Consider the following 18,398-nt stretch of genomic DNA (forward strand, 5'->3'; position numbering starts at 1 on the left):
AGGCGCCCCGGATACCCCCTGCGCCGCGTCGTGGGACGACCAGCGCCGTCTGCGCTCCTACACTCCTCAGGGTGGACACCGCCGTGACCGACCCCGTGGTCGGGCTCGTTCTCGAGGGGCGCTACCGCCTCGAGGAGCGACTCGCGCGCGGCGGCATGTCCACGGTCTACGCCGCCACGGACCTGCGGCTGCACAAGACCGTCGCGGTCAAGGTCATGGCCGAGCACCTGGCGCACGACCCCACGTTCGTCGACCGGTTCACCCGCGAGGCGCGCGCCGCCGCGATGCTCAGCCACCCCAACGTCGTCGGCGTGAGCGACCAGGGCAGCGACCAGGGCCTGGTGTTCCTGGTCATGGAGCTGGTCCGCGGCCGCACGCTGCGCGACCTGCTCAGCGCCCGCGGGCGGCTGACCGTCGCCGAGGCGTTCGCCGTGCTCGAGCCGGTGCTCGCCGGGCTCACCGCTGCCCACCGGGCCGGCATCGTGCACCGCGACATCAAGCCCGAGAACGTGCTGATCGGCGTCGACGGCGTGGTCAAGGTGGCCGACTTCGGCCTGGCCCGCGCCGTCGTCGGCACCGGGCAGACCAGCCAGACCGGCGGCGTGCTCATCGGCACGGTCGCCTACCTCTCCCCCGAGCAGCTCGAGCGGGGCCGGGCCGACGCGCGCAGCGACATCTACGCCGCCGGGATCGTGCTGTTCGAGATGCTCACCGGCCACCCGCCCTTCGGTGGCGACACCCCGCTGGCCGTGGCCTACCAGCACGTCCACCACGACGTCCCGGCGCCGTCCACCGAGGTCCCCGGCCTGCCGTGGCAGGTCGACGAGCTGGTCGCCCGCACCACCCGGCGGGACCCGGCCGGGCGCCCGATCGACGCCGGGGGCTTCCTGGCCGAGATGAACGACCTCCGCAAGGACCTCGGCATCGACCCGGTGCCCGTGCCGACCGGCCACAGCAGCGCGGGCCCGGACACCCTGCGGCCCACCAACCGGCCGACCCGCCCCCGCCCCTCCGACCGGCACCCCAGTGACCCCGGCACCGCGGTGGTCGGCGGACGGTCCGCGCGCGGCGGGCGCACCAGCATGCTGCCCGGCATGGGGGCCGGCCCGACCACCGACGTGCACGGCCGCCGTCCCCAGCCCGCCCGCCCGCGCCCCGGCGTCCCGGACCACATCCGGCGCCGCCGCGCACGGCTGGTCGTCGCCGTCATCGCGCTGATGGCGATCACCGTCGGCGCCGTCGGCTGGTGGCTGGGCATGGGCCGCTGGACCGACGTGCCCGCCCTGGCCGGCAAGCAGCAGGACGCCGCCATCGACCTGCTGCAGGGCGCCGGCCTCGACCCGGACCCGGTCGTCGCGGAGTGGAGCGAGACCGTCCCCGAGGATGAGGTCATCTCCACCGACCCCTCCTCCGGCGAGGTCATCCGCGGCACCGACGTGCGCGTCGTGGTGTCCAAGGGCCCCGAGCGCTACGAGGTCGCCCCCGACCTCGTCGGCAAGCCGGTCGAGGAGGTCGAGGCGGCCCTGGAGAACCTGCCCGTGCAGGTCACCCGGGCCGAGGACTACGACGACGACCTGCCCCCGGGAGCGGTCATCCGCTTCGACCCGGCCGCCGGCACCCCGCTCAAGCGCGACCAGGTGGTCACCGTCGTGGTCAGCCAGGGCCGGGCCCCGGTCGCGGTGCCCGACGTGACCGGCCAGCAGCCCGACCAGGCGACCGCAAACCTGCAGGCGCTCGGCTTCACCGTCGAGCGGATCGAGGACGGCCGCAGCGACACCGTCGACAAGGGCGAGGTCATGGCCGTCGACCCGGCGCCGTCGGCCGGGCCGGTCCGCTTCGGCAGCGTCGTCCGGATCCAGGTGTCGGCGGGCATCCCGCTGGTCACCGTCCCCGACGTGCGGGGCAAGACCGGTGACGAGGCCACCCAGATCCTTGAGGCGGCCGGACTCCGGGTGGAGGCCACCCGCTTCTTCGGCAACAGCGTGCTGCGCCAGAGCCCCGCCGGGGGCGAGACCGTCGAGCGGGGCACGCCGGTCACGATCCTGCTCAGCTTCGGATAGGCCGCGCCCGCTCGTGTCGAACACCTCCCCCGGTGTGCCGCCCGTCGGCGCGCACATCCAGATCAAGGGCGGCCTGGCCAAGGGCGGGCTCGCCTACACCGATGCCGTCGCCGCCCGCGCCGTGCAGGTCTTCGTCGGCAACCCGCGCGGGTGGAAGCTCACCGACGGGGACCCGGCCCAGGACGCGCTGTTCACCGCCGGCTGCGCCGACCGGGGCGTGCCGTCGTTCATCCACACGCCCTTCCTGGTGAACGTCGGCTCCCCCACCGAGGCCACGGTCGAGCAGTCGATCGCCTCCATCGCCCACAACCTCCGCCGGGGGGCGCAGCTGGGCTGCCGGGGCGTGGTCGTGCACGCGGGCTCCGCGGTGGGTGAGGACCGCTACGCGGACGCGCTCCGCCAGCTGCACGAGCGGCTGCTGCCGGTCCTGGAGGCGGCCGACCCGAACGGGCCGCGGCTGCTGATCGAGCCGACCGCCGGCGGCGGCAGGGCCCTCGCGGCCACCGTCGAGGACCTCGGCCCCTACTTCGCCGCACTGGAGCACCACCCGCTTCTCGGGGTCTGCTTCGACACCTGCCACGCCTGGGCGGCGGGGCACGACCTCTCCGTCCCGGGCGGCATGACGGCGACCCTGGACGTCCTGGAGGCGACGGTCGGGCCGGGACGGCTCGGGCTGGTGCACGTCAACGACTCGCTCGACGCGTGCGGCTCCAAGCGCGACCGGCACACCACCATCGGCGCGGGCACCATCGGTTCGGGCCCCTACGGCACCGGCCCGTTCGCGGAGCTGCTGCGGCACCGCACGACGGCGGACGTGCCGATGGTCGTGGAGACGCCGAGCGAGCGCGACGGCCACCCCTCCGCCGGGCATGCGGCCGACATCGCCCTGCTGCGCTCGCTGCGGGACGAGGTGCCGGGGACCGCTGAGGCCCCCGCCGCCTAGCTGTACTGCTCGGTGACGTTGGTGCAGCGGGTGATCGGTGGGAGGTTGCCCAGGGCGGTGTGGGGCCGGTGGTGGTTGTAGTGGTGCAGCCAGCCTGACAGGGCCGCTCGCCGGTTGGTCTCAGAGGTGAAGAGCCGGCGGTAGGCCCACTCCTCCAGCAGGGTGCGGTTGAGTCGTTCGACCTTGCCATTGGTCTGCGGGCGGCGGACCCGAGTTCGGGAGTGCTTGATGCCCAGGGCGGCGTGTTCATCGCGCCAGGCGTGGCTCTTGTAGGCGCTGCCGTTGTCGGTGAGCACACGCTCGACGGTGATCCCGTGGCTGGCGAAGAAGGTCCGGGCTCGGGTCCAGAAGGCCAGCGCGGTGGCGGCGGTCTCGTCGTCGAGGGCTTCGGAGTAGGCCAGCCGGGAGTAGGCGTCGACGGCGGAGTGGACGTAGCAGTAGCCCAGGTTCGGCCGGCCGGAGACTTTCCGCGGCCGCGCGGGGTCCTGATGGATCTGGCTGTTGCGTTTGCCCTGGTCTCGGCCGTGGGCGCGCCAGCCGCCGCCGTCGGGGATGTTGCCCAGCTTCTTGATGTCGATGTGCACCAGCTCGCCGGGGCGGGTCATCTCGTAGCGGCGGATCGGTTCGCCGGTGGCCCGGTCGACGTGCCAGAGCCGGTTGATCCGGCAGCTGGTCAGCACTCGGTGCACCGTCGAAGGCGCGCACCCGACCTTGCCGGCGATCGCCACCGGGCCCAGCCGCTGCTTCCACCGCAGGTGCACGATCTTCCGCACCACCGGCTGCGGAGTTCTCCGCGGCGAGTGCGCGGGCCGGCTGGACCGGTCGACCATCCCCGCCGGGCCGGCCTGCCGATAGCGGGTCGCCCAGCGGGTCGCCGTTGGCCGGGACACCTGGAACCGCTCCGCTGCTCGGGCGATCGGCCAGCCGTCCTCGACGATGCAGCGGGCCAATCGAAGTCGGCCGGTCTCAGTCAACGGCGCATTACGGTGGACCACGAGGGACCTCCTGGGTCTGTGCGGGTGCTTGGCGGCTCCCACACCCAACCCGGAGGTCCCTCCTCACATCAAGATCAGCTGCTCACCGCAGCACTGCACCAACCTGTCCGGGCAGTACACCTAGCCCGCGACACGCCCGGCGGAGGGCGCCGCGCCGCGCCGACCTGCGTATCGATTCCAGGGGGTTCCGTTCCGCCTGTCCGTGGGCTTCACTCTGCGCACCCGCGCCGCTGCAGAGAGCGGCCGTCCGGTGACCGAGGAGTACCTGTGCAGATCCGAAAGACCCTCGCCGGCGTGGCAGTCGCCGTCGTCGCATCCTCCGGCGTCGGCGCCACCGCCGGAACCGCGGCGGCCGCCCCGCCGCCCGCGTCCGACGTCGCCACCTACATCGTCACCCTCCAGCCGGGCAGCACCCCCGGCCCGGTCGCCGAGCGGGCCGCTCGGATGGGTGGCAGCGTCCGGCACCTCTACACCGCGGCCCTGGACGGATTCGCGGTCCGCCTGCCCACCGCCCTGGCCGAGCGGCTCGCCTCGCTCCCGGGCGTCGTCGCCGTGGAGCGCGACGCCCCGGTCACCCTGGCCGCCACCCAGACCTCGGCCACCTGGGGGCTGGACCGCATCGACCAGCGCGCACTGCCGCTGAGCGGCAGCTTCACCTACGGCGCCACCGGCGCCGGGGTCACCGCCTACGTGATCGACACCGGCATCCGGCTGGACCACGCCGACTTCGGTGGCCGGGCCGTCACCGGCTACGACGCCGTCGACGGCGGCAGCGCCGACGACTGCAACGGGCACGGCACCCACGTCGCCGGCACCGTGGGCGGGGCCACCCTGGGCGTGGCCAAGGCGGCCTCGCTCGTCGCCGTCCGGGTGCTGGACTGCGCCGGCTCCGGGACGAACGCCGGCGTCATCGCGGGCATCGACTGGGTGACCGCCCACCACCAGCCGGGACGGCCCGCGGTGGCCAACATGAGCCTCGGCGGCGGCGCCAGCAGCGCGGTGGACAGCGCCGTGCAGCGCTCGATCGCCGACGGCGTCACCTACGCCGTGGCCGCGGGCAACGGCAACGCCTCGGGCGTTCCGCAGAACGCCTGCAACTCCTCGCCGGCCAGGGTCTCGGCCGCGCTGACCGTGGGGGCCTCGGACCGCACCGACCGGCCCGCCTCCTTCAGCAACTACGGAAGCTGCGTGGACCTGTTCGCCCCTGGAGTCTCCATCACCAGCGACTGGCACACCGGCGCGACGGCGACGAACACGATCAGCGGCACGTCCATGGCGACGCCGCACGTCGCGGGCGTGGCCGCGCTGTACCTGCAGGGCGCCCCGACCGCGTCCCCGGCCACGGTGGCCACGGCCATCCGGGCGGGGACGACGAAGAACGCCGTCCCGACCAACCGCACGGCGAACAACGACCTGCTGTTCAGTACCTACTGATCCGCCGCCGGCCGGGGCCGGGTCGTCCGCAGCCGCGGACGGCCCGACCCTCCGGCTGACGCCCGGCTCGCTGCCCTACCGCACCCGCGAACCGTCCTGGTGCCGGCCGGCGGCGGTCGGGTAGCTTGCCCGCGGTGCCGCGTGCCGGTGACGGCCCGCGTCAGGCATGGAGGCGCCGGACACGGAGAGGTGGCCGCGGCCATCCCTGACCACATCCGTCGAACGACGACCGACCGGGCCCGCGCCTGGGCACACGAGATGCGCGCGGTGCACGCGCGGCTGCGCGCGGCGATCGAGGTCGCGCGCGACTCGGTGGAGGCCGGCGCGGGCCTCACCCCGCCGGACCGGGAGCTGCTCCTGCACTGCTGGGGCTTCTGCGCCGCCCTGGACGGCCACCACCGCGCCGAGGACGAGCACCTCTTCCCCAGGATCGGCGCGGCTCTCCCCCACCTGGTGCCGGTTCTGGCCCAGCTCCGGCAGGACCACGCCATGATCGGGCACCTGCTCGGCCAGCTCGGCCGGGCGCTCGACGAGGGGGCAGCCGCCGCGGAGCAGCTGCGCCACCTCGACGGCATCGAGGCGGTCATGGAGACGCACTTCCGCTACGAGGAGCTGCGCCTGCTCGACGTCCTCGACCAGGTCGTCCCCGAGGGCGTGACGGCTCCGGACCTCTTCGGCCCGCTCGCCTAGCGGTCCAGGAGCTCCGCGAGCACGTCGGCGGCCCGGTCGATCCCCGCGCGGTCGACGTCGAGGTGGGTGACCAGGCGGATCCGGCGCGCGCTCACCTGGGAGACCAGCACGCCCTGCGCCTTGGCCGCCTCGGCGACCAGGGGCGCGGCGACGTCATCGAGCACGACCATGTTCGTGTGCACCGTCGCCGGGTCGACGCCGAGCCGCTTGGCCAGGTGCTGGGCGTTCTCGTGGTCCTCCCCCAGCCGCGGCAGGTGGTGGTCCAGGGCGTAGGTGCACGCGGCGGCCAGCACGCCGACCTGGCGCATCCCGCCGCCGAGCCGCTTGCGCCACAGCCGGGCGGTGGCGATCCGCTCCGCCGAGGCGACCAGCACCGAGCCGACCGGCGTCCCCAGACCCTTGGAGAAGCAGACGGAGGCGGTGTCGGCCAGCCGGCCGTAGGTCGACAGCTCGACACCGGAGGCGACGTGCGCGTTCCAGATCCGGGCGCCGTCGAGGTGGACGGCGACGCCGGCCCCCCGCGACCAGTCCCAGAGCTCCTGCAGCTGGTCCAGCGGCTGCACCAGCCCGCCGCCGCGGTTGTGCGAGTTCTCCACGGCGATCGCGGCGGTGGCGGTGAGGTGCCAGTTGTCCTGCGGCCGCACCTGCTCGATCAGCTGCGCGGCGTCGAGCCGGCCGCCCGCCGAGACCACGGTGCGCGTGGAGATGCCGAAGATCGCCGCCGCGGCACCCATCTCGTAGGTGACGACGTGCGCGTCGGCGTCGCAGAGGATCTCCTGGCCCGGCTCGCAGACCAGCCGCATGCCGATCTGGTTGCCCATGGTGCCGCTCGGCACGAACAGCGCGGCCTCGTGGCCGAACATGCCGGCCACGCGCTCCTCGAGCGCGGTGACCGTCGGGTCCTCGGCGTAGACGTCGTCACCCACCTCGGCCTCGGCCATCGCCCGGCGCATGCCGTCGGTGGGCCGGGTGACGGTGTCCGAGCGGAGGTCGACCAGCGACTCAGCCACGCAGCATCTCCGCGACGAGGAACGCCAGCTCCAGGGACTGACCGGTGTTCAGCCGGGGGTCGCAGGCCGTCTCGTACCGGCTGTTGAGGTCGGCGTCGCTGATCTCCATCGCGCCACCGAGGCACTCCGTGACGTCCTCACCGGTGAGCTCGACGTGGATGCCGCCGGGCCACGTGCCCAGCGCCCGGTGCACGGAGAAGAAGCCCAGCACCTCGTCGACGACGCGGTCGAAGTGGCGGGTCTTGTAGCCGGTGGGCGACTCGTGGGTGTTGCCGTGCATCGGGTCGCACTGCCACACGACCTGGTGGCCGCTGGCGGTGACCTTCTCCACGATGCCCGGCAGGACGTCGCGGATCTTCCCGTTGCCCATCCGGCTGATCAGCGTCAGCTTGCCCGGGACGCCGTCGGGGTCGAGCCGCTCGACGAGCTCCGTGGCCTGCTCCGGCGTCGTCGTCGGGCCGATCTTCACGCCGACGGGGTTGGCCAGCTTCGAGACGAACTCGATGTGCGCGCCGTCCATCTGCCGGGTGCGCTCCCCCACCCAGACGAAGTGCGCGCTCAATGCGTAGGGGCGGCCCTCGTGCACGCGCAGCAGCGCCTGCTCGTAGTCCAGGATCAGCGCCTCGTGCGAGTTGAACAGCTCCACCCCGCGCAGCGCGTCGGAGTCGATGCCGCAGGCCTTCATGAACGCCAGCGCCCGGTCGATCTCGCGGGCGATGACCTCGTAGCGGACGCCGGCCGGCGAGCTGGCGACGAAGTCCTTGTTCCAGTCGTGGACCGCGTGCAGGTCGGCCAGACCGCCGCGGGCGTACGCGCGGATCATGTTCATCGCCGCGGCCGAGTTGGCGTACGCGCGGACCAGCCGGTTGGGGTCCGGGATGCGACCAGCCAGCACCGGCTCCAGCGAGTTGACCATGTCACCGCGGTAGGACGGCAGCCCGAGCGCGTCGGTGTCCGACGACCGGGGCTTGGCGTACTGCCCGGCCACCCGGCCGACCTTCACCACGGGCACGCTGGCGCCGTAGGTGAGGACGACGGCCATCTGCAGCAGCGTGCGGGTGGTGGCCTGCAGGTGCGGCTCGGTGTTGAGGTCGAAGGTCTCGGCGCAGTCGCCGCCCTGGAGCAGGAACGCCTTGCCCTGGGCGACGTCGGCCAGCTGGGCCCGGAGCGTGTCCACCTCGGCGGGCGCCACGATCGGCGGCACCGTCGACAGCGTCCCCAGGACCGTGTCGAGCGCGGCACGGTCCGGCCAGCGCGGCTGCTGGGCGGCGGGGAGCTGCCGCCAGCGGTCGAGACCGGGCACTGCCTGCGCGGGAACGGGGGCACTCACACAGCTCAGGGTACGGCGCCCCCGCAGCCCCCCGTGGCCCCGTCCGGAGGCTCACCCGAGCTTGCGAGGGGTGAGGGGGACGGGGTCCTTCAGCCGAAGAACACCTCGGCCTCGGCGTAGCGCTCGGGCGGGACCAGCTTGAGCTGCGCCGTCGCCTCGCTCAGCCGCACACGCACGATGTCGGTCCCGCGCAGCGCGACCATGATCCCGGTGGCCCCGTCGTGCACGGCGTCGACCGCGGCGAGCCCGAAGCGGGTGGCCAGCACCCGGTCGAACGGGGACGGCGTGCCGCCCCGCTGGACGTGACCGAGCACGACGGCCCGCGACTCCCGGCCGGTCCGCTCCTCGAGCACCGCGGCCAGCGCGGGCCCGATGCCGCCGAGCCGGACGTGCCCGAAGGCGTCGGTGGCCCCGGAGGACGTGCGCAGCGAGCCGTCCCTCGGGGCGGCGCCCTCGGAGACGACGACGATCGGCGAGAAGCCGGACGCGAACCGGTGCCGGCAGTGCTCGACCACGGCGTCGACGTCGAACGGGTGCTCGGGGATGAGGACGACGCTGGCCCCGCCGGCCATGCCCGCGTGCAGGGCGATCCAGCCCGCGTGCCGCCCCATCACCTCCACCACCAGCGTGCGGTGGTGGCTGTCGCCGGTGGTGTGCAGCCGGTCGATGGCCTCCATCGCCACGCCGACGGCCGTGTCGAAGCCGAAGGTGTAGTCGGTGGCGTCCAGGTCGTTGTCGATCGTCTTCGGCACGCCCACCACCCGGACCCCGGCCTCGCCCAGCCGGGTGGCGACCCCGAGGGTGTCCTCGCCGCCGATCGGGATCAGCGCCTCGATGCCGAGCCGCTCCAGCGTGGCCAGCACCCGCTCGGGGCCGCCGTCGACGGCGTAGGGGTTGGTCCGCGAGGTGCCGAGCACCGTTCCGCCGCGGGGCAGGATGCCGCGCACGGCCGCCAGGTCGAGCGGCACGCTGTCGGCGTCCAGCACACCCCGCCAGCCGTCGCGGAACCCGACGACCTCGTCGCCGTGCCCGGCGCCCTTGCGGACGACGGCCCGGATGACGGCGTTCAGCCCCGGGCAGTCGCCGCCGCCGGTCAGGATGCCGATGCGCATGCGTTCCTCCGAGCGGACGGGCCTGCCGGGCAGCTGCCGCTCATGGTGCCGCAGGTCAGGCCGTCGACGGCCGGTTCTCGCGCGCCACACCCGCCCCACCCGTCGCACCGGATGACGAACACGTCACGAACCGCAGGTTCCGTGCCGAAATCGTCCCGATCTGCCGAGGAACCCCATGGCAGCGCGATCGGACGCTGCACCGACCGGAAAGGCAGAACATGCGCTGGACGAAGCTGCCCCCCTGGGCGGCGCCCGCGAACTGGGGCATCCGCACCAAGGTGGTCGCGCTCGCGGTGGCCAGCGTCGCCGTCACCGGTGTGGCCATGGGCGGCGTGAGCGCCTGGCAGAGCGGGGGCTTCGCCGACGACGCCGAGCGCGACGTGCGCGCACTGGTCGACGAGGACATCTCCCGCACCGCGGCCGGGGTCCAGGACGTCGTCGCCACCCAGGGCGCGTCCACCGCCGCCAAGGTCGACTCGGACCTGGCCACGGCCTTCTACGTGCTCGACCAGTCCGGTGGCTTCTCGATCGACACCTCGGCCAGGGACCAGGTCACCTGGGACGCCAAGAACCAGCTGTCGGGCGAGGTCACGCCGGTCACGCTCCCCCGGGTGCTGATCGGCGGCGAGTGGCTCGGCAAGAACAGCGACGTCGCCGTCCCGACCCCGGTCGTCGACACCGTCATGGACATGGTCGGCGCCACCGTCACCATCTTCCAGAAGACCCCCGACGGCAACTTCCTGCGGGTGGCCACCAACGTCCGGGCGGCCAACGGGGCCCGCGCCATCGGCACCTACATCCCCGCGGTGAACCCGGGCGGCAGGCCCAACCCGGTGAACGCCGCCGTGACCAGGGGCGAGACCTTCCGCGGGAACGCGTTCGTGGTCGACTCCTGGCTCGTCTCCGCGTACGCGCCGCTGTACGGCCCGGCCGGGGACGTGACCGGCGTGCTCTACGTCGGCGTCAAGCAGGAGAACCTGCCCGCGCTGCGCGAGAGCCTCAACGCCACGACGGTCGGCGACACCGGCCACATCGAGGTCTACGGGGGCACCGGTGACCGCGCCGGCACCGTCCTGATCAGCCCCGACGCAGTCCGCGACGGCGAGAACATGCTCGAGGCCACCGACGCCGAGGGCGGCGCCTACGTGCAGCAGATCGTCGAGGCCGGCGTCGGCCTCGAGGGCGACGAGCAGGCCACCGTCCGCTACGTGGACCCGGAGGCCGGGCCGACGACCGTGCGGGTCTCCTACTACCAGCCGTGGGACTGGGTGATCGCCACGGTGGCCCGCGACCGCGACTTCGCCGGCCCGGTGAAGATGCTCGACGAGGGGCGCTCGAACATGGTCACGGCGCTGCTCATCGCCGGTGTCCTCATCGCCCTGCTCGGTGGCGCGATCGCCTACTGGGTCGGCCGTCGCCTCACCAAGCCGCTGATCTGCCTGCGCGACCGGATGGCCGAGATCGCCGACGGCGAGGGTGACCTGACCCAGCGCATGGACGACTCCCGCGACGACGAGGTCGGCCAGCTCTCCGGGGCCTTCAACCGGTTCGTCGACAAGGTGGCCGGCACGGTGCGCGACATCCACCGGTGCGCCCAGGAGGTCGCCGCCTCCGCCACCGGCGTCTCCGGGGTCGCCGACGGTCTGGCCACCCGCGCCGCACGCAGCCGCGACCAGGCGCAGGGTGCCCACGGCGTCGCCGCGGACATCAGCGCCAGCGTCTCCTCGGCCGCGGCCGGCGCGGAGGAGATGGGCGCCTCGATCACCGAGATCGCCCGCAGCGCCGCCGAGGCGGCCGAGGTCGGCCGCCAGGCCGCCTCGCTCGCCGAGCGGACCGAGTCGACGATCGCCGCGCTGGGCGCCAGCTCGGCCGAGATCGGTGACGTGGTGAAGGTGATCTCCGGCGTGGCCGAGCAGACCAACCTGCTCGCGCTGAACGCGACGATCGAGGCGGCTCGGGCCGGTGACGCCGGCAAGGGCTTCGCCGTCGTCGCCAACGAGGTCAAGGAGCTGGCGCAGGAGGCGGCGAAGGCCAGCGAGGAGATCGCCCAGCGCGTCCAGGGCATCCAGTCCGAGACCACCGCCGCGGTGCGCTCCATCGCCCAGATCGCGGAGGTCGTGCGCTCGATCAACGACCACCAGACCACGATCGCCAGTGCCGTGGAGGAGCAGACGGCCACCACCCGCGAGCTCACCCGCAGCGTGGCCACGGCCGCCCACGGCGCGGGCACGGTGACCACCACCCTCACCACGGTCAGCCAGGACGCCGACGACAGCGCCGCCGACGTCGAGCGCGCCCGCTCGGCGGCCCAGGAGCTCGACAACCTGTCGAAGGAGCTCAACCGGCTGCTGGCGGTCTTCACCGTCTGAGCAGGAGTCCCCGCACGACGGGCCCCCTCCGGAGATCCGGAGGGGGCCCCGTCCGCGTCAGGTGCCGGTGGTGTCCCGGTCGACGCTGATGTGCGGGACGGGCGACCGTCCACCGGCCGCGAGCCACTCGGCGACCCCCGCCGGGTCCCTGCGGGCGAGCTCGTCGAGGAGCACCTCCCGGAGCTCGGCGACCCGGCGATGCTCCCGGGCCGACCGGAGCAGGTCCTCGGTCCCGAGCCAGGCGTGGACCAGGTCCTGGGTCGGCAGCGCGCCCACGACCGACCGCAGCTCGGCGGCGCCGGCCACCGGCGGTCCGGGCTGCTCCTCGGCCAGCCAGTCGGCCGCCACGAGAGATGCCACGACCAGCAGGAACAGGACGACCACGCCGCCCGCCCCGCCCAGTGCCGGGAGGCCGGCACCGAACGGGACGGCGAGGAAGCCCACGACGGCGGCGTGGACGACGGTCCGGCGCGACGCCGCGTCCTGCCGGGAACCCGAGCGGGCCAGCGCCACGGTCCCGCCCGCGAGTGCCCCGACGGCCGGTGCGTACAGCAGCATCCACGGCCACGGCGCGACCACCGCGCCGATCAGCGCCGTCGTGACGAAGATCGTCGCCGCGAGGACCCGGCCCACCCGTACGGCGACCCGCAACGCCGAAGGCCGGCCGGCCCAGGTGACCTGGGTGCTCATGGGGCGTCGGTCAGGCCACGCCGCGGCGTGTGCCGGAGTCCGCCGCCCGGCGGTCGGAGAACCGGTTGTAGACGAGCAGCACGATCACGGCCCCGATGACCGAGCCGATGATGCCGGCGGGGCTGAAGCCCCGGTCGCGGAAGCCGCCGAAGAGCAGGCCGAGGACGAGCCCGCCCACGACGGAGCCGCTCACCCCCAGCAGCAGGGTGGCGATCAGGCTCATCCGGTCCTTGCCGGGGACGAGCGCACGGGCGAGGAAGCCGGCGATGAGGCCGACGACGAGCAGCCAGAGCAGGGAAAGCATGAGGACTCCGTCCGGAGGGGTGGGGAATGGGGTGCAGCAGAGGGATGTCCGTTCCCCGGGCTGCAGACCCGGTCCCTCCTGGGCACCGTTCGCCTCCCGCTTCCTGCCGGGAGCCGGAAAGGTCGGCCGCAGCGGCGCGGGATCGGCCCCCTCAGCCGGCCCGGCGCCGGCGTGGGCGGCCGTCCGGTCCGTCGGCCGGGTCCGGCAGTCCCATCAGCGAGAGCAGCCGGCACACCACCCGCGAGGGGTCGACCAGGACCACGTCCGGCTGCATTGCCGGCGCCAACCCGTGGGTGTCGACGAACGTCACCCCGGACAGGTCCACCGCGACGAGCTCGGCCCGGCTCGAGCGCACGTGGTCGAGGACGGCCGCGAGCAGGTCGCCGCCGACGAGGTCCAGCTCGCCGGAGACCACCACCACCGGCCGGGGGCCGTCCCACTCGACGTCGAGGGCCATCGCCGCCTGCTCCCGCTCCGGGACGGATCGCGGGCACGGTTGCGCCACCACCCGGGGACGGGGACGGATCGCGGCCCGTCGGCGGTCGGGGGTGCCGGTGGATCGGGCGCGGAACCGCAGGACCGGGTGGGTGTTCCGTGTCATGGTCCGACGCTAGGACCGCGGGGGCGCCGCCCGGCAGGCAGCGGCCCGGACGACTACCGGCGGGTCTCCTTGCCGTGTCCCGGCAGTTCCGCGCGACGGCTCACTCGGTGGTGAGGGCCGTGGCCGGCCAGTCGAGCAGTCGTGCCCCGGTCACGGCGACCATGAGCGGCAGCTGGTCGGCGGGGTCGGCGGGGTCGTAGCCGGTCAGCTCCCGGACGCGCTGCAGGCGGTAGGTCACCGCCCGCACGCTCAGGTGCAGCCGGCGGGCGGCCGACGCCGCGTTCCGGCCGTCGGCGAAGTAGGCCTCGACCGTCGCCACCAGCGCCTCGGGTCCACCGCGCGCGTCGGACAGCGGCCCAGGACGGTGCCGACCAGGTCGGAGATCGCGTCCTCGTCGCGCAGGAGCACGCGGTAGACCAGCATGTCGCGGGCGTGGACGACCCGGTCGCCCAGACCGAGCCGCTCGGCGACCTCCAGCGCCTCGACCGCCTCGCGGTAGGACCGCAGGACGCCGCGGGGGCCCGGGTGCGACCGGCCCACCCCGACCCGCCACTGCGGTCGCCGGGTCAGCCGCGCCACGGCCGGACCGGCTGCCTCGGCCAGCGCGTGCCCGTCGCCGTCCCGGCCCTGCGCCGGGCCGGAGGAGATGACGCTGACCAGACGACCGTCCTTGGCCGCCACCAGCAGGCCCCGGTCCCCGAAGCGCATCCGCGCCTCGTCCTCCAGCCACTTCGTCAGGTGCATGCCGGAGTCGGCGGGGCGGTCGGTGGCCGCCACCGTCACGGTGTGGCTGCCCGTGAGGGCCAGGCCCAGGCGCTCGGCGCGTTCCACCAGCGAGCCGACCTCCGACCGGCCGGTCAGCAGGTCGTCGACGAATTCCCGCCGGAAGGCCTCTTCCCGGCGGACCACCTCCCGCTGGGCCTCCTCGTGACCGGCGGCCAGCGCGGCGAGCGCGGTGTCCGCGCCCTGCCACACGGCCTCCCCCACCGCGACGAGCCCGGTGGAGCCCAGGGAACGGCCCCGTGCGTCGGCGACGAGCCGTGGCAGTCGCGGCCAGAGCCGGCGGGAGGCCGTCATGTAGAGGTCGACCAGCGCGGGCAGCGCGACGCCCTGCTGCGCGGCCCGGGCCCCGAGGTCCCGGCAGTGCTGGGTCTCGGCGGGGGTGAGGCGCCGGTCGTGCACGGCCACCTCGACGAGGGCGGTCAGGTAGCCCTCCAGCAGCGAGGTGGGCAGTCCGTGCTCGCGGGCCGCCGCCTCGCGCACCTCGGCCACCACCGCCGACGGGAGGGGTTCCGGGGCGCGGCGCACCCTCCGCAGTCTTCCGTCCCCGCCGGAGGGAGCCGACGGTGCCCCCTCGGGGCAGGGCCCGGCGCCCCCGCGCAGCGGCCCGTCAGCGGCCGGCGGCCTCGATCGCCTGCCAGCGGGCCAGGTTGAAGCGGGCGTCGACCAGCGCGTCGTGCGTGCCGGCCGGCTTGGGCGGCAGGGCCGGCTGCCCGCGGTCGTCCCACCGCTGGCGCAGCTCGCGGGTGAACCGCGGGATCGGGCGGGGCAGCGCCGGCATCGCGCCCCACAGCTGGCACAGCGCCACGTGGTCGTAGGCGGCGAACCAGGCCCAGAGCTCGATCTCCTCCCCCGGCGCGGTGAGGAAGGAGAGCAGGTCCTCCCGGATCCGCTGCCGGCTGCGCCACGCCTTGTCCGCCGGGGAGGGCAGCTGGTCGAGCACGTTGCGCCGCACCCACGGGATGGCCCGGTCGGGGTCGAACTCGGTGCTGACCGCGTAGAACTCGCGGCCGGTCTCGTCCACCACGCCGATGGAGACCAGGTCGATGGTCGTGCCGTCCTCGATGAACTCGGTGTCGTAGAAGTAGCGGCGCACCATCACTCGTCCAACGTAGCGGCGTCGTCCGGCGGCCCCGGCTCCTGCCACGAGTCGCGGACCGCGACCGCCTCCACCTCGACCAGCTGGTCGGGATGGGCGAGCACGGTGACGCCGACCAGCGTGCTCGGCGCGGCATGCCGGCCGAACGCCTCGCGCAGCACCGCCGCGGCGGCGGCGAGGTCGGACCGGTCGGTGGTGGCGACGTAGACGGTGGTCCGGAGGACGTCGCCGAGCCCCGCCCCGGCCGCCTCCAGCGCCGCCCTCAGGTTGTCCACGACCTGGCGCGTCTGGCCGGCGACGTCGCCGACCGCGACGGTCCGCCCCTCGGCGTCGAGCGGGCAGGCGCCGGCGGTGAACACCATGCGCCCGGGGTCGGTCACCGCGGCGTACGCGTGGGGCAGGGAGTCGGCGAGGCCCGGCGGACGGACGAGCTCGATGCCTGGAGTCACGCCGCCGATCATGGGTCACGCGGGCGCGCGCCGCCCGCTAGGTTCGAGCCATGCCGGTGCTGGCGATCGATGCAGGGACGACCGGGGTGACCGCCCTGGTGGTCGACGAGCAGGGTGCGGTGCTGGCGCGCGGCTACCGCGAGTTCGCGCAGCTGTTCCCGCGCCCGGGCTGGGTGGAGCACGAGCCCGACGACATCTGGACCGCGACCGTCGCCGCCTGCCGGGAGGCGCTGGCCGGCAGCGACGCGCAGCCGACGTGCGTCGGGATCACCGACCAGCGGGAGACCGCGGTGGTCTGGGACCGGCGGACCCTGCACGCCCCCCGGCCGGCGATCGTCTGGCAGGACCGGCGCACCACCGGCATCTGCGACCGGCTGCGCGGCGACGGCGTCGAGGACCGGGTGGCCGCACTCACCGGGCTCCGGCTGGACCCCTACTTCACCGGGACCAAGTTCGCCTGGCTGGCCCAGCACGAGCCCCGGCTGTGGGCCGGGGTGCGCGAGGGCTCGCTGGTGCTGGGCACCGTCGACTCCTACGTCATCGCCCGGCTCACCGCTGGGGCGGCGCACGTCACCGACGCGACCAACGCCAGCCGCACGCTGCTGTTCGACCTGGAGAAGGGGGCCTGGTCAGCGGAGCTGTGCGACCTGTTCGACGTCCCCCGGTCGGCGCTGCCCGAGGTGGTCCCGAGCTCCGGCGTCGTGGGCACCACCGACCCGGACGCCTTCCTGGGCCTGTCGCTGCCGATCGCCGGCATCGCCGGCGACCAGCAGGCCGCCCTGTTCGGCCAGGCCTGCTACTCCCCCGGCGACTCGAAGTGCACCTACGGCACCGGCTCCTTCGTGCTCACCAACACCGGCACGACGCCGGTGCGCTCGGGTGCCGGGCTGCTCACCACGGTCGCCTGGGACCTGGGCGACGGGCTGGTGTACGCGCTCGAGGGCGCCATCTTCGTCACCGGCGCCGCAGTGCAGTGGCTGCGCGACGGGCTGGGGCTCATCGACTCCGCCGCCGAGATCGAGGGGCTGGCCCGCACGGTGCCCGACTCCGGCGACGTCGTCTTCGTCCCGGCGCTGACCGGGATGGGCGCTCCGCACTGGGACCCGCACGCCCGCGGCGCGCTCCTCGGCATCACCCGCGGGACAACCCGTGCGCACATCGCGCGGGCCACGCTGGAAGCGATCGCCTTCGAGGTGCGCGACGTCGTCGACGTCATGGTCGACGAGGCCGGCCTGTCGGTCCCGGAGCTCTCGGCCGACGGCGGCGCCAGCGCCAACGACCTGCTGCTGCAGCTCCAGGCCGACCAGCTGGGCGCCCCGGTCCGCCGGCCGAAGGTCACCGAGACGACGGCGCTGGGGGCTGCGTTCCTGGCCGGCCTGGGCACCGGCGTGTGGAGCAGCACCGACGAGCTGGCGCAGACCTGGGCGCTGGACCGACGGTTCGAGCCGACCGCCGGCGCGCGGGACGACGGTCGGCACGACCGCTGGCGTGGCGCCCTCCCCCGCGCCGGCGGCTGGACCGGGTAGGACCTACGCGGCGGGCTCGTCCTTGGAGCGGTCCCCGACGGAGTTCTTGCCGAACTCGCGGCCGCCCAGCGCCTGGATGTCGCGCTCCAGCTGCGGCACCCGCTTGGCCGAGACCGCCATCGCGACCTTCTCGGCCACGACGCCGGTGACGAGCTGGCGCAGCGCCGCCACGGTGCCGACCGAGCGCGGCACGAACACCCGGCGGCGGCGGGTCTCCATGTTCTCCACCAGCGCCTCGGCGCACGCCTCGACCGAGGTGAAGGCGCCCAGCGGGCCGGGCAGCTGCTTGCGGGTCTGCTTGAAGGTGGGCAGCGCCTCCTCCGTGTCGCGCACCATGTCGGTGTCGATCCAGGTCGGGTGGGCGCTGGCCACGGTGACCCCGCGGTAGGCGACCTCCAGGCGCAGCGCGTCGCCGAAGCGCTCGACGCCGGCCTTGGACGCGCAGTAGGCGCTCATCCCCGGCAGCACGGTGAACGCCGCCGCCGAGCTGATCAGCAGCACGTGCCCCCTGCGCTTCGCGATCTCCGGCAGCGCCGCGTGCGCGGTGAGCATCGTGCCGATCAGGTTGACCTCGATGGTGCGGGCCAGGGCGTGCGCCGACGAGGTCATGACCGTGGTCAGCGGCGCGATGCCGGCGTTGGCGACGACGATGTCCAGCCCGCCGAACGTGTCGACCGTCCGCTGCACGGCGGCCTTCAGCGCCTCGGGGTCGGTGACGTCGGCCTCCACCCACAGGTGCTCGGGGCCGAGCTCGTCGGCCACCCGGGCCAGCTCCTGGGGCTCCAGCCCGACCAGCGCCACGCGGGCGCCGCGGGCCGCGGCCTTGCGGGCCAGGGCGGCGCCGATGCCACGTGCGGCACCGGTGATCAGCACCGACCTGCCGGTCAGGGACGTGCGCTTGCGCTTGCCGGGTCCAGCCGCCATGGAACTGCTCCTGTCGGTCCGTCGCGCTCGAATTGAGCACTGCTCCCTCGCCGTTGTAGCTTGTTGAGCGTTGCTCAGCAAG

At 74.4% G+C, this 18,398-nt stretch carries 18 protein-coding genes; 6 read left to right on the top strand and 12 right to left on the bottom strand.

The features are described 5' to 3' along the window. The first annotated feature begins 71 nt into the window (after window positions 1–71). Window positions 72–2,060 (top strand): Stk1 family PASTA domain-containing Ser/Thr kinase, encoded by a 1,989-nt coding sequence (gene pknB, locus GCU60_RS01850; RefSeq protein ID WP_163201919.1) that lies wholly within the window; start codon window positions 72–74, stop codon window positions 2,058–2,060. Window positions 2,061–2,073: 13 nt separating this feature from the next. Continuing rightward, window positions 2,074–3,003, top strand: coding sequence for a deoxyribonuclease IV (locus GCU60_RS01855; protein WP_345770326.1), 930 nt, complete (start codon window positions 2,074–2,076; stop codon window positions 3,001–3,003). Here GCU60_RS01855 and GCU60_RS01860 read toward each other — a convergent pair. Next, window positions 3,000–3,998 carry an IS481 family transposase gene (locus GCU60_RS01860; RefSeq protein WP_163201920.1) on the bottom strand — a complete coding sequence of 333 codons (999 nt, stop codon included), beginning with the start codon at window positions 3,996–3,998 and terminating at the stop codon, window positions 3,000–3,002. The two genes, GCU60_RS01855 and GCU60_RS01860, sit on opposite strands and share 4 nt — an antisense overlap. Before the next feature lie 267 nt (window positions 3,999–4,265). Here GCU60_RS01860 and GCU60_RS01865 point away from each other — a divergent pair, with 267 nt between their 5' ends. Both GCU60_RS01865 and GCU60_RS01870 read left to right on the top strand, forming a co-directional pair. Further along, a complete protein-coding gene (locus tag GCU60_RS01865; RefSeq protein ID WP_204261214.1) occupies window positions 4,266–5,432 on the top strand; it encodes a S8 family serine peptidase in 1,167 nt (388 codons plus the stop codon). A gap of 189 nt (window positions 5,433–5,621) precedes the next feature. Further along, window positions 5,622–6,122, top strand: coding sequence for a hemerythrin domain-containing protein (locus GCU60_RS01870; protein ID WP_204261215.1), 501 nt, complete (start codon window positions 5,622–5,624; stop codon window positions 6,120–6,122). Here GCU60_RS01870 and GCU60_RS01875 read toward each other — a convergent pair. From GCU60_RS01875 to GCU60_RS01885, 3 genes are all read right to left on the bottom strand, one after another. Continuing rightward, window positions 6,119–7,132, bottom strand: a complete 1,014-nt coding sequence (locus tag GCU60_RS01875) for a GntG family PLP-dependent aldolase (protein ID WP_163201921.1) — start codon at window positions 7,130–7,132, stop codon at window positions 6,119–6,121. The genes GCU60_RS01870 and GCU60_RS01875 overlap by 4 nt on opposite strands. Further along, window positions 7,125–8,462: a class II 3-deoxy-7-phosphoheptulonate synthase gene (locus tag GCU60_RS01880; protein WP_163201922.1), complete on the bottom strand. Its 1,338-nt coding sequence runs from the start codon at window positions 8,460–8,462 to the stop codon at window positions 7,125–7,127. The genes GCU60_RS01875 and GCU60_RS01880 overlap by 8 nt, the downstream gene beginning before the upstream one ends. Before the next feature lie 89 nt (window positions 8,463–8,551). Continuing rightward, complete coding sequence (locus tag GCU60_RS01885; RefSeq protein WP_163201923.1) at window positions 8,552–9,574, bottom strand: ATP-dependent 6-phosphofructokinase; 1,023 nt, start codon at window positions 9,572–9,574, stop codon at window positions 8,552–8,554. A 218-nt stretch (window positions 9,575–9,792) separates the two neighbouring features. Here GCU60_RS01885 and GCU60_RS01890 point away from each other — a divergent pair, with 218 nt between their 5' ends. Continuing rightward, window positions 9,793–11,943, top strand: coding sequence for a methyl-accepting chemotaxis protein (locus GCU60_RS01890; RefSeq protein WP_163201924.1), 2,151 nt, complete (start codon window positions 9,793–9,795; stop codon window positions 11,941–11,943). A 57-nt stretch (window positions 11,944–12,000) separates the two neighbouring features. Here the strand turns inward: GCU60_RS01890 and GCU60_RS01895 are convergent, their stop codons facing one another. The 7 genes from GCU60_RS01895 to GCU60_RS01925 form a co-directional block, all read right to left on the bottom strand. Beyond that, window positions 12,001–12,633, bottom strand: coding sequence for a hypothetical protein (locus tag GCU60_RS01895; protein WP_163201925.1), 633 nt, complete (start codon window positions 12,631–12,633; stop codon window positions 12,001–12,003). Window positions 12,634–12,643: 10 nt separating this feature from the next. Then, the gene (locus GCU60_RS01900; protein WP_163201926.1) at window positions 12,644–12,937 is read right to left on the bottom strand and encodes a GlsB/YeaQ/YmgE family stress response membrane protein; all 294 of its coding nucleotides are present in this window, start codon (window positions 12,935–12,937) and stop codon (window positions 12,644–12,646) included. Between the two features lie 151 nt (window positions 12,938–13,088). Beyond that, on the bottom strand, window positions 13,089–13,538 hold the full coding sequence (locus GCU60_RS01905; protein ID WP_163201927.1) for an STAS domain-containing protein: 450 nt from the start codon (window positions 13,536–13,538) through the stop codon (window positions 13,089–13,091). Between the two features lie 100 nt (window positions 13,539–13,638). After that, the gene (locus tag GCU60_RS01910; RefSeq protein ID WP_163201928.1) at window positions 13,639–13,857 is read right to left on the bottom strand and encodes a helix-turn-helix domain-containing protein; all 219 of its coding nucleotides are present in this window, start codon (window positions 13,855–13,857) and stop codon (window positions 13,639–13,641) included. Then, entirely contained in the window at window positions 13,788–14,846 is a 1,059-nt protein-coding gene (locus tag GCU60_RS01915; protein WP_163201929.1) for a PucR family transcriptional regulator, read from the bottom strand. The genes GCU60_RS01910 and GCU60_RS01915 overlap by 70 nt, the downstream gene beginning before the upstream one ends. 82 nt (window positions 14,847–14,928) lie before the next feature. Further along, complete coding sequence (locus tag GCU60_RS01920; RefSeq protein ID WP_163202140.1) at window positions 14,929–15,417, bottom strand: polyadenylate-specific 3'-exoribonuclease AS; 489 nt, start codon at window positions 15,415–15,417, stop codon at window positions 14,929–14,931. After that, entirely contained in the window at window positions 15,417–15,866 is a 450-nt protein-coding gene (locus tag GCU60_RS01925; protein ID WP_204261216.1) for a Rid family hydrolase, read from the bottom strand. The genes GCU60_RS01920 and GCU60_RS01925 overlap by 1 nt, the downstream gene beginning before the upstream one ends. Before the next feature lie 50 nt (window positions 15,867–15,916). Between GCU60_RS01925 and glpK the strand changes: the two genes are divergently transcribed. Beyond that, window positions 15,917–17,392 (top strand): glycerol kinase GlpK, encoded by a 1,476-nt coding sequence (gene glpK, locus GCU60_RS01930; RefSeq protein ID WP_163201931.1) that lies wholly within the window; start codon window positions 15,917–15,919, stop codon window positions 17,390–17,392. Window positions 17,393–17,395: 3 nt separating this feature from the next. On the opposite strand, the gene GCU60_RS01935 is transcribed toward glpK, so the two are convergent. Next, the gene (locus GCU60_RS01935) at window positions 17,396–18,316 is read right to left on the bottom strand and encodes an SDR family oxidoreductase (RefSeq protein WP_163201932.1); all 921 of its coding nucleotides are present in this window, start codon (window positions 18,314–18,316) and stop codon (window positions 17,396–17,398) included. Window positions 18,317–18,398 lie beyond the last annotated feature (82 nt).

Source organism: Blastococcus saxobsidens (genome assembly GCF_010682065.1).
Classification (GTDB): domain Bacteria; phylum Actinomycetota; class Actinomycetes; order Mycobacteriales; family Geodermatophilaceae; genus Blastococcus; species Blastococcus saxobsidens_B.

What these genes read in the sequence shown, in the direction of transcription:
- GCU60_RS01885 (WP_163201923.1), bottom strand. Translation starts at nt 9,574, where the DNA reads ATGCGCATCGGCATCCTGACCGGCGGCGGCGACTGCCCGGGGCTGAAC.
- GCU60_RS01935 (WP_163201932.1), bottom strand. Translation starts at nt 18,316, where the DNA reads ATGGCGGCTGGACCCGGCAAGCGCAAGCGCACGTCCCTGACCGGCAGG.
- GCU60_RS01890 (WP_163201924.1), top strand. Translation starts at nt 9,793, where the DNA reads ATGCGCTGGACGAAGCTGCCCCCCTGGGCGGCGCCCGCGAACTGGGGC.
- GCU60_RS01905 (WP_163201927.1), bottom strand. Translation starts at nt 13,538, where the DNA reads ATGACACGGAACACCCACCCGGTCCTGCGGTTCCGCGCCCGATCCACC.
- GCU60_RS01900 (WP_163201926.1), bottom strand. Translation starts at nt 12,937, where the DNA reads ATGCTTTCCCTGCTCTGGCTGCTCGTCGTCGGCCTCATCGCCGGCTTC.
- GCU60_RS01920 (WP_163202140.1), bottom strand. Translation starts at nt 15,417, where the DNA reads ATGGTGCGCCGCTACTTCTACGACACCGAGTTCATCGAGGACGGCACG.
- glpK (WP_163201931.1), top strand. Translation starts at nt 15,917, where the DNA reads ATGCCGGTGCTGGCGATCGATGCAGGGACGACCGGGGTGACCGCCCTG.
- GCU60_RS01895 (WP_163201925.1), bottom strand. Translation starts at nt 12,633, where the DNA reads ATGAGCACCCAGGTCACCTGGGCCGGCCGGCCTTCGGCGTTGCGGGTC.